General features: G+C 48.1%; 12 protein-coding genes. 7 read left to right on the forward strand and 5 right to left on the reverse strand.

The genetic code is table 11. The annotated features are described in order from the left end of the window. Positions 1-106 precede the first annotated feature (106 nt). The 3 genes from pepA to P3C17_RS06445 are packed head-to-tail and all read left to right on the forward strand — an operon-like array spanning position 107 to position 4,970. On the forward strand, positions 107-1,612 hold the full coding sequence (gene pepA, locus P3C17_RS06435) for a leucyl aminopeptidase (RefSeq protein WP_300928639.1): 1,506 nt from the start codon (positions 107-109) through the stop codon (positions 1,610-1,612). Positions 1,613-1,614: 2 nt separating this feature from the next. After that, positions 1,615-2,064 carry a DNA polymerase III subunit chi gene (locus P3C17_RS06440; protein ID WP_300928640.1) on the forward strand — a complete coding sequence of 150 codons (450 nt, stop codon included), beginning with the start codon at positions 1,615-1,617 and terminating at the stop codon, positions 2,062-2,064. Positions 2,065-2,105: 41 nt separating this feature from the next. Then, the gene (locus P3C17_RS06445) at positions 2,106-4,970 is read left to right on the forward strand and encodes a valine--tRNA ligase (RefSeq protein ID WP_300928641.1); all 2,865 of its coding nucleotides are present in this window, start codon (positions 2,106-2,108) and stop codon (positions 4,968-4,970) included. 107 nt (positions 4,971-5,077) lie between these two features. On the opposite strand, the gene P3C17_RS06450 is transcribed toward P3C17_RS06445, so the two are convergent. Then, a complete protein-coding gene (locus P3C17_RS06450; RefSeq protein ID WP_300928642.1) occupies positions 5,078-5,536 on the reverse strand; it encodes a helix-turn-helix domain-containing protein in 459 nt (152 codons plus the stop codon). A gap of 153 nt (positions 5,537-5,689) precedes the next feature. Between P3C17_RS06450 and P3C17_RS06455 the strand changes: the two genes are divergently transcribed. After that, positions 5,690-7,021 carry an MFS transporter gene (locus tag P3C17_RS06455; protein ID WP_300928643.1) on the forward strand — a complete coding sequence of 444 codons (1,332 nt, stop codon included), beginning with the start codon at positions 5,690-5,692 and terminating at the stop codon, positions 7,019-7,021. Here P3C17_RS06455 and P3C17_RS06460 read toward each other — a convergent pair. From P3C17_RS06460 to P3C17_RS06475, 4 genes are all read right to left on the reverse strand, one after another. Beyond that, the gene (locus P3C17_RS06460) at positions 6,960-7,136 is read right to left on the reverse strand and encodes a hypothetical protein (protein WP_233080929.1); all 177 of its coding nucleotides are present in this window, start codon (positions 7,134-7,136) and stop codon (positions 6,960-6,962) included. The two genes, P3C17_RS06455 and P3C17_RS06460, sit on opposite strands and share 62 nt — an antisense overlap. A 100-nt stretch (positions 7,137-7,236) precedes the next feature. After that, on the reverse strand, positions 7,237-8,502 hold the full coding sequence (locus tag P3C17_RS06465; RefSeq protein WP_300928644.1) for a serine hydrolase domain-containing protein: 1,266 nt from the start codon (positions 8,500-8,502) through the stop codon (positions 7,237-7,239). Positions 8,503-8,625: 123 nt separating this feature from the next. Next, positions 8,626-10,158 (reverse strand): M56 family metallopeptidase, encoded by a 1,533-nt coding sequence (locus tag P3C17_RS06470; RefSeq protein ID WP_300928645.1) that lies wholly within the window; start codon positions 10,156-10,158, stop codon positions 8,626-8,628. Between the two features lie 2 nt (positions 10,159-10,160). Further along, complete coding sequence (locus P3C17_RS06475) at positions 10,161-10,559, reverse strand: BlaI/MecI/CopY family transcriptional regulator (RefSeq protein ID WP_300928646.1); 399 nt, start codon at positions 10,557-10,559, stop codon at positions 10,161-10,163. A 254-nt stretch (positions 10,560-10,813) separates the two neighbouring features. On the opposite strand from P3C17_RS06475, the gene P3C17_RS06480 reads away from it, so the two are divergent. The 3 genes from P3C17_RS06480 to P3C17_RS06490 all read left to right on the forward strand — a co-directional run bounded on the left by P3C17_RS06480 (position 10,814) and on the right by P3C17_RS06490 (position 14,478). Continuing rightward, positions 10,814-11,215: a hypothetical protein gene (locus tag P3C17_RS06480; protein ID WP_300928647.1), complete on the forward strand. Its 402-nt coding sequence runs from the start codon at positions 10,814-10,816 to the stop codon at positions 11,213-11,215. A 333-nt stretch (positions 11,216-11,548) separates the two neighbouring features. After that, positions 11,549-12,979 (forward strand): Na+/H+ antiporter NhaC family protein, encoded by a 1,431-nt coding sequence (locus tag P3C17_RS06485; RefSeq protein WP_300928648.1) that lies wholly within the window; start codon positions 11,549-11,551, stop codon positions 12,977-12,979. A gap of 437 nt (positions 12,980-13,416) precedes the next feature. Further along, positions 13,417-14,478: a 2-oxoglutarate and iron-dependent oxygenase domain-containing protein gene (locus P3C17_RS06490; RefSeq protein WP_300928649.1), complete on the forward strand. Its 1,062-nt coding sequence runs from the start codon at positions 13,417-13,419 to the stop codon at positions 14,476-14,478. Positions 14,479-14,516 lie beyond the last annotated feature (38 nt).

Here is a 14,516-nt window from a genome sequence, read left to right on the forward strand (position 1 = left end):
TCCGAGCTTTTTTATAAAGCAGGACAAAATATCATCACAAAGAAGCCCACTGTAACACCGAACTAACTTGGTATAGTGGCCGGAAGTCTTAGAATCAGGAGTGAGCATGGAGTTCAGCGTAAAAAGCGGTAGTCCGGAAAAACAACGAAGTGCATGTATCGTTGTCGGCGTTTATGAGCCGCGCCGCTTGTCAGCGGTTGCCGAACAGCTGGATAAAATCAGCGAAGGCTACATCAGCAATTTATTACGCCGGGGAGATTTAGAAGGCAAACCCGGCCAGATGTTGTTATTGCACCATGTGCCTAACGTGTTGAGTGAGCGTGTACTGTTGGTGGGCTGTGGTAAAGAGCGTGAGTTAGACGAACGTCAGTACCGCCAAATCATTGCTAAAACCATCAGCACCTTAAATGAAACCGGCTCAATGGAAGCTGTGTGTTTCTTATCTGAGCTGCATGTCAAAGGGCGTGATACCTACTGGAAAGTCCGTCATGCGGTGGAAACCACGCAAGACTGCCTCTACGTATTCGACAAACTAAAAAGCCGCAAAGACGAAACCCGTCGCCCGCTGCGTAAAATTGTCTTTAACGTACCGACCCGTCGCGACTTAACCATAGGCGAAAAAGCCGTTGAACATGGTTTGGCTGTAGCCGCTGGTATCAAGGTATGTAAAGACGTGTCGAATATGCCGCCAAACATCTGTACTCCGGCTTATCTGGCCGATCAGGCAGTGACGTTAGCGCAACACGACAAAGTGTCGGTGGAAGTGCTGGGCATTGCTGAAATGACAGCTTTGGGTATGCATTCGTACGTGGCTGTTGGCCGTGGCTCGGAAAACGAAGCCAAAATGGCGGTGATTAAATACAACGGCGCTATGGATAACAGCGCACCTGTGGTGTTGGTCGGCAAAGGTTTAACCTTTGATACCGGCGGTATCAGCATCAAACCAAGTGATGCGATGGACGAGATGAAATACGACATGTGTGGCGCAGCTTCAGTGCTGGGTACTATGCATGCAGTGGTCAGCTTAGGTTTACCTATTAATATGGTGGCTGTACTGGCTGGTGCCGAAAACATGCCGGATGGCCGCGCTTATCGCCCTGGTGATATTTTAACCACCATGTCGGGCCAGACGGTTGAAGTACTCAACACAGACGCTGAAGGCCGTTTAGTGCTCTGTGACGCCTTAACTTATGTTGAGCGTTTTGACCCGGACGTGGTCATTGACGTAGCCACCTTAACAGGTGCTTGTGTCATTGCTTTGGGTAAACACGCCTCAGGTTTATTAAGTAACCATAACCCGCTGGCGCATGAAATTTTAAATGCCTCGGATCAAAGTGGTGACAGAGCCTGGCGTTTGCCTTTGTGGGATGACTATCAGGATCAGCTGGAAAGCCCCTTTGCGGATTTCAGTAACTTAGGTGGCCGTGCCGCCGGTACTATTACCGCAGCATGTTTCCTGTCGCGCTTCACCCGTAAATACAACTGGGCGCATTTGGATATTGCCGGTACTGCATGGCGCAGTGGCGGTAAAGACAAAGGTGCAACAGGCCGCCCTGTGGCTATGTTGACCCAGTTTTTAATTAACCGTGTCGGAACCGACATCGAGGGATAACAGTGCCTCAAGTCAGTTTTTATCTGCTGCCGGACCAGGCAGCAGAAGCTGAATCACAGCTGGCGTCAGAGCCAGCTTTTTTTCATGTAGCAGCAAAACTCTGCGCCGATTTGTATCAGGCCGGACAGCGGGTTTTTGTGTTCTGCCAAAATCAGGCGGACGCCGAACTGCTGGATGAGGTATTATGGCGCTTTGATCCGATGCGATTTGTGCCACACAATCTGGCGGGCGAAGGCCCTGCACGAGGCGCTCCGGTGGAAATCAGCTGGCTGCCTCCAAGCAACGCGAGGCCGGTTTTAATTAACCTGTCGGCGACAGTGCCGCCTTTTAGTCAGCGTTTTCAACAAATTATCGAATTTGTTCCAGCCGAAGAACAGCTTAAGGTTCAGGCGCGGGAACGATTTAAATTTTATCGCCAGTCGGGGTTAACCCCGCAAACAGTGCAGCTCTGATGGCCGGCCTGCGTTTTTAGTGAGAGTTTCAGGTAACGAAGATGGAAAAGACATTTAACCCGAGTCAAGTTGAACAAGCCATGTATCAGGCATGGGAAAGCAAAGGCTATTTCAAGCCAAGTGGTGATAACAGCAATGGTGCTTATTGCATCATGATCCCGCCACCAAACGTGACCGGTAGCCTGCATATGGGCCATGCGTTCCAGCAAACCATTATGGATGCCTTAACCCGCTACAAACGTATGTTGGGTAAAAATACCTTATGGCAAGTAGGGACTGACCACGCTGGTATCGCCACGCAAATGGTAGTGGAGCGTAAACTGGCTGCTGAAGGCAAACCAGATCGTCACGCCATGGGCCGTGAGGCTTTTATTGAAAAAGTATGGGAATGGAAAGCCGAATCAGGTGGCACCATTACTGAACAAATGCGCCGTTTAGGCAACTCAGTCGACTGGGATAAAGAGCGTTTTACCATGGACGCTGGCCTGTCGAATGCAGTGCAGGAAGTTTTTGTGCGTCTGTATCAGGACGACCTGATTTACCGTGGCAAACGCCTGGTGAACTGGGATCCGAAGCTGCACACTGCGATTTCTGATTTAGAAGTAGAAAACAAAGAACAAAAAGGCCACCTGTGGAACTTACGTTACCCGCTGGCTGATGGTGTTACTACGGCTGATGGCAAAAACTACATAGTCGTAGCCACCACCCGTCCTGAAACTATGCTGGGCGATACCGGTGTTGCAGTCAACCCGGACGATGAGCGATACCAATCCCTGATTGGTAAAGAAGTATTGCTGCCGCTGGTGAATCGCCGTATTCCAATTCTGGCAGACGAACATGCGGATAAAGACAAAGGCACAGGCTGCGTAAAAATCACACCTGCTCACGACTTTAACGACTACGAAGTAGGCAAACGTCATCAGTTACCCATGATCAACGTGATGACAGCGGATGCCACTATCCGCAGTGAAGGCGAATGTTTCTTCCCGAATGGCGAAGTAAACCCGGCCCACAAGGCTGATATTCCTGCTGAATTCCAGGGTATGGATCGTTATGTGGCCCGTAAAGCCATAGTAGCGGCTTTTGATGCAGCTGGCCTGTTAGACAAAGTTGAAGATCACAATAACACCCTGCCGTACGGCGACCGTTCTGGTGTGGTGATTGAGCCTTTATTAACTGACCAGTGGTATGTGCGTGTGGCGCCTATGGCCAAAACTGCCATTGAAGCTGTGGAAAATGGCGACATTCAGTTTGTGCCTAAGCAGTATGAGAACATGTACTACAGTTGGATGCGTGACATTCAGGACTGGTGTATCAGCCGTCAGCTGTGGTGGGGTCACCGTATTCCAGCCTGGTACGATGAAACAGGTAAAGTTTATGTAGGCCGTGATGAAGCTGAAGTTCGTGCTAAACACGAGTTAGCCGATGACGTGAAATTGCGTCAGGACAACGATGTACTGGACACCTGGTTCAGCTCAGCGCTGTGGACTTTCTCTACTTTAGGCTGGCCGGACAATACGGAAGAGTTAAAAACCTTCCACCCGACCGACGTGTTAGTCACTGGTTTTGACATTATTTTCTTCTGGGTTGCCCGGATGATTATGATGACGATGCATTTTGTTAAAGACGAAAATGGCAAACCACAAGTGCCGTTTAAGACTGTGTATGTAACAGGTCTTATTCGTGATGAAAACGGCGACAAGATGTCAAAATCCAAGGGCAACGTGATTGACCMGCTGGATATGATTGACGGCATCAGTCTGGAAGACCTGTTGGTGAAACGCACCAGCAATATGATGCAACCCCAGCTGGCCGAAAAAATTGGCAACCAGACCAAAAAACAATTCCCTGAAGGTATTGAAGCCAGCGGTACAGATGCACTGCGTTTCACGTTAGCGGCTTTAGCTTCAACAGGTCGTGATATCAGCTGGGATATGAAACGTTTAGACGGTTACCGTAACTTCTGTAACAAGCTGTGGAACGCCAGCCGTTACGTCACCATGATGACTGAAGAAAAAGACTGCGGCCTGGCCGGTGGAGAGATGGAGCTGTCGTTAGCCGATCATTGGATCATCAGCCAGTATCAGCAAACTATTACTCAATTCCGTGGTTATTTAGACAGCTACCGTTTTGATATGGCGGCCAATACGCTGTATGAATTTACCTGGAACCAGTTCTGTGACTGGTATTTAGAGCTGACCAAACCTGTATTGTTTAAAGGCACCGAAGCTCAGCAACGTGGCACCCGTCATACCTTACTGACAGTGCTGGAATCTTTGCTGCGTTTAATGCACCCAATCATGCCATTTATCACTGAAGAAATTTGGCAGCGCGTAGCTCCTATGGTTCGCACTGACATCAACCCTGGCGACAGCATTATGCTGCAGGCTTACCCGGAATTTAATCAGGCACTGGTGAATGAAACTGCTACTGCAGATCTGGAATGGGTGAAGAGCTTTATCGTTGCCATCCGTAACGTACGGGGTGAAATGGATATAGCGCCAAGCAAGCCGTTGTCTGTACTGGTGCGTAACCTGACAAGCGATGACAGCCGCCGTTTACAAAGCAATATGGCCTTCCTGCAGAATATGGCGAAGTTAGAAGCCATTACTGTATTGAATGATGGCGACACAGCACCAGCTTGTGCCGCTCAGTTGCTGGGCAAGATGGATATTCTGATCCCTATGGCTGGTCTTATCGACAAAGAAGCCGAACTGGCTCGTATTGCCAAGCAAATGGAAAAAGCTCAGCAGGAACATGACCGTGTTGCCGGTAAACTGGCGAACGAAGGTTTTGTCGCTAAAGCGCCTGAGGCAGTACTCGCAAAAGAGCGTGAAAAACTCTCTGAAGCTTTAGAAGCTATCACTAAGTTAAAAGCCCAGCAGGAACAAATCGCTGCGATTTAACTGTCAGTTGCATAGAAAGACAAAAGGCGACCTGCGGGTCGCCTTTTACATTTTTCGTCCTGCAAAATGCCTTGCGGGTCATCGTCGCTGCGCTTTTACTTTAGGTTCTACGGCTTCAAATCTGACGATACTTTCCTAATCGTAGTATCTCGCCATTCGAGAACCCGGTTCTCCCGAGACCGTAATTCAAGGCGTGTTACAGGCTCGCCAGTCTGAGTTTCGACCAGCACTGAGTGTTGTTCGTCCGGTTGGTAGAGATTATCCTCGCCCCACTGGCGCAAAGCGACAATCACAGGAAAAAGCCCATGCCCCATCTTTGTCAAAACATATTCCTGATAAGCAGTGCCGTCAGAAGCTGGCGCAGTCTCCAATACTCCATGGTCTACCAGATCCTGCAACCGAGTAGTCAACATGCTTCGTGCAATACCGAGATTCTTCTGAAGCGCACTGAAGCGATTTATACCGTCGAGAACGTCTCGTATGATCAGAAGCGACCACCAGTCACCTATCACATCCAGAGAGCGTGCCACAGGGCATTCAGCCTTACTTAAGTTCTTGCGCTTCATTCAGTTATCCTTTCTGGTTCACCTGACTGCCTCATTATACGGTCCTTTATCACCCCTGCAAATGAAGTCTTAAAATAAGACTAGATATATTCAAAACCTGGTCTTATTATGAGACTTCATTCCATGTAACATCTTATTGCTTCAGGATATCGTATGAACAGCCAGATAAATGACCATGACTCAACGACAAAACCCAGCGATCCGCCAGCCCCAGCGAATACCAGTAGCATCTCGATGGGAACGACTATTATCTTTGCAATAGCCAGCGGGCTAAGCGTCGCCAACATCTACTTTGCACACCCCCTACTGGACACCATGGCTGCCGACTTCGGAATAGCTCCTTCTGTGATTGGCCTGATCATTACGTTGACGCAAATCGGTTATGCATGCGGGCTTCTGTTTATCGTACCGTTGGGTGACATTCTCGATCGTCGCAAGCTGATCGTAGCTCAAGGGTTGCTGTCCGCTATAGCCCTGACTGTTGTTGCGACGACCCGAAATGAAGCTATGTTATTCATCGCCATGGTCGCAGTAGGACTATTGGCCGTTGTCGTGCAGGTTTTGGTGGCTTATGCTGCAATGCTCGCCTCGCCAACAACACGAGGAAAAACGGTAGGGATGGTGACAAGCGGTATAGTCGTCGGTCTGATGCTGGCCCGCTTCGTGTCTGGAGTGCTTGCTGATCTTGGCGGCTGGCGCACGGTTTACATGACATCTGCCATAACAACCCTACTTATGGCAGCGGTCCTTTATCGCATTTTGCCGCGTGAGGCTGCTCCTCGCTCTTCGGTTTCCTATCCATTACTACTTCGCTCGGTGCTAACATTGTTTGTGCAGGAGCCTATTTTACGGATCCGTGCCATTCTTGCTCTGCTACTATTTGCCGCTTTCAGTGCATTCTGGACTGCGCTGGTGCTGCCACTCAGCGCGCCCCCTTACGCTATGTCACACACGCAAATCGGCCTGTTTGGTCTTGCAGGGCTGGCTGGTATATTTGCTGCCAGCGGAGCTGGACCTTTGGCCGATAGGGGTCTTGGGCAATGGACGAGTGGAATATCTCTGCTGTTGTTGCTCATATCCTGGGGATTCATTGCCCTTCTTGATTCCTCAATACTGGCACTGGTGATTGGTGTGGTTATTCTAGATCTGGCAGTGCAGGCAGTCCACGTTACAAACCAAAGCATGATCTTCGCCATTCAGCCTGAGGCACATAGCCGACTGGTTGCTGGCTACATGCTCTTCTACTCTATCGGAAGTGCCATCGGAGCTATTGCCTCCACTGCGATATACGAGCGTGCGGGCTGGAATGGTGTATGTATTTTGGGCGCGACCATCAGCATAGTGGGTGTTGTTTTCTGGGCTACCACTGCGCATATCGGGCGAGCACAGTGTCAGACTGCACTCCCATCAAGCCCACTCTGCCTTAAGCCCTTAAACGTCGCAAAAAAACAGGCAGATACACCAAAGCCACAGCACATAAAGTGATCAGGAAAACCGCAATCACCAGTTGATAAACAATGTAGTTACTGGCCTCCACTGAGACAAACCAGCTGGTAATCACGCCGCTGATAAATAATAAAGCCCGCACTATCCAACTCATAGCTGCCCCCTCTGATGCACCACTTTGATTCATCACTTTATGCCTGCGTTTGGCGAAGCACATTGATACAGAACAAAGCAGCTATGATTTAACGCGCGGTTTAGCCTTTGTCGCTGTCCTGCGGCTTGGCAGGCAATAACCAATCCGGAGCTATCTGCTGTAAAAATGGTCGGGTGATTAAAGCAGCCTGTTTGGCAAAATCGCAGTAGTTTTCTTTGACTGTATTGGTATTCATCGCCACCACCAGTTGTAACTCCGGATAAATAACTAACCAGCTTTGTGCGCCGCTGGACACGCCACCATGATGCACAAAACTGATAGTACGGCTAAGCGGATTGTCTTTGTCACAAAACAAATAGTTTTGCGAAAAGTTACGCCAACCCAAGGCATAAGACTGCTCATTGACTTCGCCATTGCTCAATTTTTGTGGTGTCCAGAACTGCTGCTGTACTACCGTAGGAATAAAGTCTGAGTTAAACCAGGCTGAGCCTAACACTGCTAAATCGACTGAACTGGCGGCCAGACCTCCTCCAGCCCACCTTTGGCTTAAATTCACCTCTCTGTGTTTTTTGGCATAACCATCATGGGTCGTATAAAAGCTGACCTGATGGGGCGATGGTAGCTCGGAAGCAGCCAGAGAAGACAATCCAAGTGGCTGACTGACTTGCGTATCCAGATACTGTAAAAACGGTGTTTTTACTGCACTTTGCAGTACAGCACTGGCCAGATTGACATCAAAGGAGCTGTAATGAAAATCTGTGCCTGCCGGGTACAGCAGCTTGCTTTCGTCAAATAAGTCCAGAGCGTCATGCACATCATGAAACTCAGCTTGCTTTAATAAAGTTTGTACCGCACCAATCCAGTCGGTGTTTTCTTTATAGCCAGGCAAACCCGCTGTGTGTGACATCAATTGCCGTAACGTTAAATCCTGCCACTGCGAATTGGGCAGATCGGTTTTATAGCGGCTGATTGGCGTATCCAACTCTATAACGCCGACTGCCATGGCTCTGGCTAATGCGGTTGCTGTCACCGCCTTTGATGTGCTGCCAATACGAAACTGACTTTCAATACTGGCTGGCTTTTGACTTTCCAGATCAGCATAACCTACAGCTCCGGCCCATAACAACTGGCCACGCCATGCCACCGCAGCCGTCAAAGCCGGAAACTGGCCTTGTTGCTGACTTTGCTTTAGCGCAATCATAGCTTGCTCGGCAGTGACCTGAAACTCGGATTGATAGACTTTGCTTTGCGCAGGTTTCTCTGCGGGTAACCCAGCCGATAAATCTGTCCAGCCAGACAACTGATCCCATGCCACTACAGCCCCAGCCAGCAACACCACTGCCGTAGTGATTAGTCTTTTCTTCATTGGTTTTGTCCTTTTCATGTTGTCGTTTTCATGGTTTTTTGGCAAAGCTCCGCCCGCAGGCTGAAAAGCCCGAATTCGAAGTCCACAAAATATTAAATTCTAAACAGGAGCAGCAGTTTTGCTTTAGGGTGTAGCCCCCTGCTGTAACAGATAAGCCCTGACTTCGGCAGTAGAAGCCCTGCTGAGTGGCGATCGCAGTTCACTGCCATCCATCATGGTCGCTTCCACTTTCAGATTCACTCTGGCGCCTTGCTCAACCAGATATTGCACCATGGCCAAGTCGCCGATAAAGCTGGCATTAATCAGCGGAGTTTCATCCGCCAGCACTATGGCATTCACATCAGCCCCAGAATGAACCAGCAGCTTAGCTAACTCCAGATTGCCATGCTGCGCAGCGATAATCAGCGGGTTGCCATCCCGTCTGCTGCTTTGGTTCACATCAGCACCAGCAGCAAGTAGCAATTCCACCATAGCTTTGTCACCTGCTCGTACGGCCAGCATCAAAGCAGTGCCCTCACCCGGCATAGCTGCGTTTAACGGATAACCCAAAGCAAGCAATTGACGCACTTCGGCTAAATCCCGCTGCCGCACTTTTTGTAGTAATTGTTGCAGTTGCGTCAGTTCGGTCAGGCTAACCTGAGCATATTCAGCAGGCAACCTGGCCACCTGAGCGCGCTCCGCCAAAACCAAAGTGGCGGCGACCGACAAAGACAACGCCATGAGCAAAGCACAACTTTGTGGTGTGATTTTGCCTGCAGAACCTTGCAGCACAAGGCGGATCCGCTGCGCTAACAAAGGTTGCTGCTGCCACGGCATTGCAAGTAATAGCGGCTGCGCAGTCTGATGGGCTTTGCTGCAATCAAGTAAAGTTTGGGCATAACGATGTGGCTGCGTTAATTGCGCCGTTACAGCAGCATCACAACTTAATTCACGGTATTTATTCAGTTGCCGACAGATTAAGCCCCAGACCGGGCTCCACCAGCACAACACTGCACATAATTGTTGCAGATAAAAAGCCGCCAGATCGCATCGACGCCAATGCATACGCTCATGGGCAATCACATGCTGCAACTGCTCTGCCGATAACTGCTTCACCCATAATGCAGGAAGGATAATACGAGGCTGACGCAGCCCCACCAGCATAGCGCTATCAATGGCAGAGTGCTGATAAAGTGCTGGTTTATGGTGAGCTGAATCTGGCAAGTTCAAGGGCTGAGCCTGTAACCATAACTGGCGGCTCGCTCTGTAACTTTGGCCGAATCGCCCTAGTTGCCAGCAACAGCCCAAAGGAATAATTAATAACCACCAGGATGGAGGGACAAATAAATAAAACAGCTGCGGCGCCAAATCCCAGCGCTGAGTTAAAGCCGGTTCAGTCTCTGCAACTGCTGTGGCTTCTGATAACTGAAGCTGTTGCTGTAAAACAGAGATATCAGCGTTAAACCAGTGCTGCGGCGCTCCCTGTTCAGTGCCTTCACTTAATACAACAGCGGGCAACACATACAACAGCACCGCCAAGACAGTCCACAAGCGCAACATCCACTGCGGTTTTGGCCGCCATGAGCTTTGGCCAAGCCAATACAGCCATGGCACTGTCACCAAGGCCAATAGCAGATGTAAAACCAGATAAAACAACAACCAGCTAAATTCCAGCATGATCAGTCTCCCTGTGCTGCCTTATCTGAGTGAGCGTTAATTTGCGCCTGTAATTCATCAACAAGTTCTGGCGCTAACTCTTCTTGCTCTATCAGATGTTGTGCCAGCAACGCCGGAGAGCCGCCAAAAAAACGCTGCAGCAGTGTACTTAGGGCCTGACTGCGGGCTTCCTGCTGCACTGTAGTCGCCTGATAAATAAAAGCTTTGCCTTGCTTCTCACACTCAACATGGCCTTTATCAAACAGAATACGACATAAAGTTTGTACTGTAGTGTAAGCCACAGCAGCATCTTTGCTTAGCTCTGCTGTGATGTCTTTCACTGAACAAGGGCCATGTTGCCATAACACCTGCATGATTTTTTGCTCTGCACTGGTTAGCTCGAGGGATTTTGTTCTGGCCATGCCTGTTACCCGAAAAAAATTATCTACTAAAGAATTAGTTCCAAGATAGCTGAGCATTTTTCATACTGCAACTAATTCTTTAGTTTTTGTAGATAATTGAACGAATGACATTAGCTTTACCGCTATTCCATCGCAGAATTATGTAAAGTTCTGGTAAAAAACTTGGACTGAAGCTCAATCTGCTATACCATCCGCGCCGCCTGCAGCACCGAGGTTGCAGGTTCCCTGATTAATTCTCAAATGGAAGAGACAAGATGAAATTAAAGTTAAGCGCCTTATTTGTTGCCTTAGTAGTGACTGCAGTGCCAGCTCAGGCTGACTGGTTAAATGCTGTTAAAGATGGTGTAGGCAGCACACTAAAAGAAACCAAAGAAAGCGCCAAAACTGCAGCTTTAAATACGTCAGTGCGTACAGCTTTAGGTTTAACTGAAGGTAAATCTACTCAGGCTGCTATTGCTGAAAAACTGGGTGAACCAGCAAGCAAAACAGAAAAAGACGGTAAAACCTTGTGGTTATACGACGTGACTGTATTGTCTGCCAGCTACCCTACTTTAACGGAGTTAGTAAAAACTCAGGAAGCTGCACAAAAATCAGTGCAACTAAGCTTTAACGCTGATGTGTTAAATAAGTTAGAACTGATCACTCAGGCTAAATAATTTTCTGATCACTGCTGCCTGTGGTGGCAGTGATTTTTCTAATTAAATTCAAATGGTTAAACTAAACCCCTACCTAAATTCCATCTTCAGACAAATATTGTACAAAACATTTTTTTTGTTATTATTGCGCGCCTGAATTTAACCCGTGTAAATTCATTCTGTTGTTTACCCTGATCTGATGAAATTGCGCCATAAGCAATCACTTTCAGTCCCGGGCTCTGGCAGCTCAACCCCAAACACTCCGTACGTAAGCAAATAAGCTAATAAGCTATGCTCTACTGCGGTTGGCTTTTATTTTTCTGGCATTGCCAGGCTTTGTGAAGGAACCCTTTAATGGATTCACCAAGTGCCATTAGTTTGATCCCACCAGTTGTTGTGATGGCTGTTGCCATCTGGCTGAAGCGACCTATTTTGTCGCTGGTTGTGGGTGCTGTTGCAGGTTTGCTGATGCTGTTCCCAACTCAACCTCTTGAGTTATTGAATACCTTCGCTGAAATTTCTACCAGCGTAATGCAGGATGAAACCATTGGCTGGTTGATTCTGGTTTGTGGTGGTTTTGGCTCACTGATTGGGTTATTAATCCACACAGGCGGCGCTGTGGCTTTTGGTCATTCAGCCTCAAAGCTTGCCACAGGCCCACGCTCCTCCATGTTTATGACCTTTGTTTTAGGCTGCATTATTTTTATCGACGATTACCTCAATGCCTTAAGCGTGGGTGAAGCGATGAAAAGAGTCACCGACAAATATAAAATCTCCCGTCAGATGCTGGCTTATATAGTCGACTCTACGGCTGCCCCTATTTGCGTCATCATTCCTATTTCCACCTGGGCCATCTTTTTTGGCGGTTTACTGGAAAACAACAAAGTGGCTGAGGCCGGGCAAGGCGTGGAAGTCTATATGCAAGCCATCCCTTATATGCTCTATCCATGGTTAGCTGTCACTATGGTGTTGCTGGTGACTTTGAAAATAATGCCAGCCATAGGCCCAATGAAAAAAGCTGAACTTGCAGCGCAAAATGGTACCCCTTTAGATGCGCTGCCAGAGGTAAGTGTCGAAGCTTCAGCCAGTCACCACCATGTGCAAGGCCAGAATGTACCAGCAGGTGATCAGTATGCTGTACACTCCATGGAACAGGAATTTGAAGACAGCAATAAGCAAGGCAAACTGCGTAACTTTATAGTGCCAATGCTGATGCTGATTGGCTTTACCATCTACTTCGATATCGATGTCCTAAAAGGCTTGTTGGTCACGCTGGTACTGACTATTGTGTTTTACAGCTATCAGCGCCTGATGTCTTTAGGCGATATGATGGAAGTGATGATGAATGGTTTTAAAACCATGCTGCCAGCCATTTGTACCGTCATTGCCGCTTTTATCTTTAAAGATGTCTGCGACAAGTTATTGCTGCCTCAGTACGTGATTGAAAACCTGACCCCTTATATGACGGCACAAATGCTACCTGCCATTGTGTTTTTAGCTATGGCGGTGTTGTCTTTTGCGACAGGCTCGTCATGGGGTATTTTTGCGGTATCTATTCCTATTGTGATGCCTTTGGCTTATGCAGTAGAAGCAGATATTCCGTTGGTGATTGGTGCACTGTTATCGGCCAGCTCTTTTGGCAGCCAGGCCTGTTTTTACAGTGACTCTACTGTATTAGCAGCTCAGGGCTCAGGCTGTAATCTGGTGTCGCATGCCGTCACTCAGTTGCCTTATGCGTTAATAGCAGCCACTCTGGCCTTTGTAGGCTTTATCCTGATTGCTTAACAGCTAATTCAGTATGAACAAAGGCACCTGATGGTGCCTTTGTTGTATCTGGCTACAGGCCAAATTTATCTTGGTTATAACTTTTGGCGATATAGAAAAACACTTGCCTTTAATCCACAAAAGCGTACAGGTTTAGACTTATCATCCGCTTTTTGCGAAATATTGCTATAAATAAGCCAGTTAGCGAATACCTTGCTCTAAAGGCATAAGTTGCAACTCCTTTATTCCATAAAGTTTTAGATAGTAAGACTTTTATATCTAAAGACCGCTAACTGTCCAGACATCCGGTTATTTCTAATTCATCTATACAAGACCAATCCATTAGTTATTTAAGGTTTTGCAGAAGCCTAGAATGCGCACACTTTCTGCCAGCTGTTCAAATCAGTTCCTTTGATGTAGCAGATGGCCAGTATGAATTTGAGAACATCGAGGTGTGTATGCTTCATTCAACACAAGAATTTTTATCCGGCAACGCCACACCAGAGGCCAGCAGTGCTTTGCCTGTGCTGGATCTAAGCCTGATGGATGGCACAGCTGTTGAGCAACAGTCTTTTATTCAGCAATTGCGTGTCGCAGCCCGTGATGTGGGTTTCTTTTACCTGACGGGTCATGGTCAGAGCGAGCAGAAGCAGCAACAGATTTTAGCGCTGGCAAAACAATTTTTTGCGCTGCCACTGGCCGATAAACAGCAAGTGCAGATGATCCACTCACCGCATTTTCGTGGTTACACAGGTTTAGGCGGTGAATTAACTAGAGGTCAGCCAGATATACGTGAACAGTTTGACGTGATGCGTGAAGAAGCTGCACCAGCACAGACAGATATCAGCCCGGCCTGGCAAGGTTTAATTGGCCCGAACCAATGGCCAACGGCTTTACCGCAGATGAAAACTGAATTGCTGAACTGGCAACAGTCGTTATCAGACATCACGGTAAAACTGATGCGTGCTTTAATGCTGGCCTTGCAACAACCTGCAGATGCTTTAGATGACACTATCAAAGCCGGTCCTTATCAGCATATGAAGCTTATTCGTTATCCAGGTGTGGATGCAAAAGCGTCGAACAGCAAACAAGGTGTAGGCGCCCATAAAGATCCGGGTTATCTGACCTTAGTGGTGCAGGATGATCAATCAGGTTTAGAAGTGGAAACCGAACAAGGGTGGGTCAGCGTTACCCCGCTGCCAGGTGCTTTTGTCGTCAATATAGGTGAGCTATTAGAACTGGCTTCCAACGGCTATTTAAAAGCTACTTTGCACCGAGTGGTCAGCCCAAATTCAGGCATAGAACGTTATTCCTGTGCCTTTTTTATGGCAGCTCAACTGGACGCCACTGTGCCTTTCTTGCAGTTACCGTCTCATTTAGCTGACGAAGCTAAAGGTCCGGCCAGCGATCCAACTAACCCATTGTTTTATCAGGTGGGCCAGAATGTGCTAAAAGGACGTTTACGTTCACACCGTGATGTGGCTGCCGCTCATTACGCAGAGCTGGCAAAAGCTGTCTAAGCTCAGCACAACCCAACATAAATAAAAAGAACACAATC

The sequence above is a fragment of the Rheinheimera sp. 1928-s genome, from assembly GCF_029269265.1.
Classification (GTDB): domain Bacteria; phylum Pseudomonadota; class Gammaproteobacteria; order Enterobacterales; family Alteromonadaceae; genus Pararheinheimera.

Bases quoted from the DNA above. Each gene is read 5' to 3' on its own strand.
- pepA (WP_300928639.1), top strand. From the start codon at position 107: ATGGAGTTCAGCGTAAAAAGCGGTAGTCCGGAAAAACAACGAAGTGCA.
- P3C17_RS06475 (WP_300928646.1), bottom strand. From the start codon at position 10,559: ATGGCCAGAACAAAATCCCTCGAGCTAACCAGTGCAGAGCAAAAAATC.
- P3C17_RS06470 (WP_300928645.1), bottom strand. From the start codon at position 10,158: ATGCTGGAATTTAGCTGGTTGTTGTTTTATCTGGTTTTACATCTGCTA.
- P3C17_RS06460 (WP_233080929.1), bottom strand. From the start codon at position 7,136: ATGAGTTGGATAGTGCGGGCTTTATTATTTATCAGCGGCGTGATTACC.
- P3C17_RS06480 (WP_300928647.1), top strand. From the start codon at position 10,814: ATGAAATTAAAGTTAAGCGCCTTATTTGTTGCCTTAGTAGTGACTGCA.
- P3C17_RS06455 (WP_300928643.1), top strand. From the start codon at position 5,690: ATGAACAGCCAGATAAATGACCATGACTCAACGACAAAACCCAGCGAT.
- P3C17_RS06465 (WP_300928644.1), bottom strand. From the start codon at position 8,502: ATGAAGAAAAGACTAATCACTACGGCAGTGGTGTTGCTGGCTGGGGCT.
- P3C17_RS06490 (WP_300928649.1), top strand. From the start codon at position 13,417: ATGCTTCATTCAACACAAGAATTTTTATCCGGCAACGCCACACCAGAG.
- P3C17_RS06485 (WP_300928648.1), top strand. From the start codon at position 11,549: ATGGATTCACCAAGTGCCATTAGTTTGATCCCACCAGTTGTTGTGATG.
- P3C17_RS06450 (WP_300928642.1), bottom strand. From the start codon at position 5,536: ATGAAGCGCAAGAACTTAAGTAAGGCTGAATGCCCTGTGGCACGCTCT.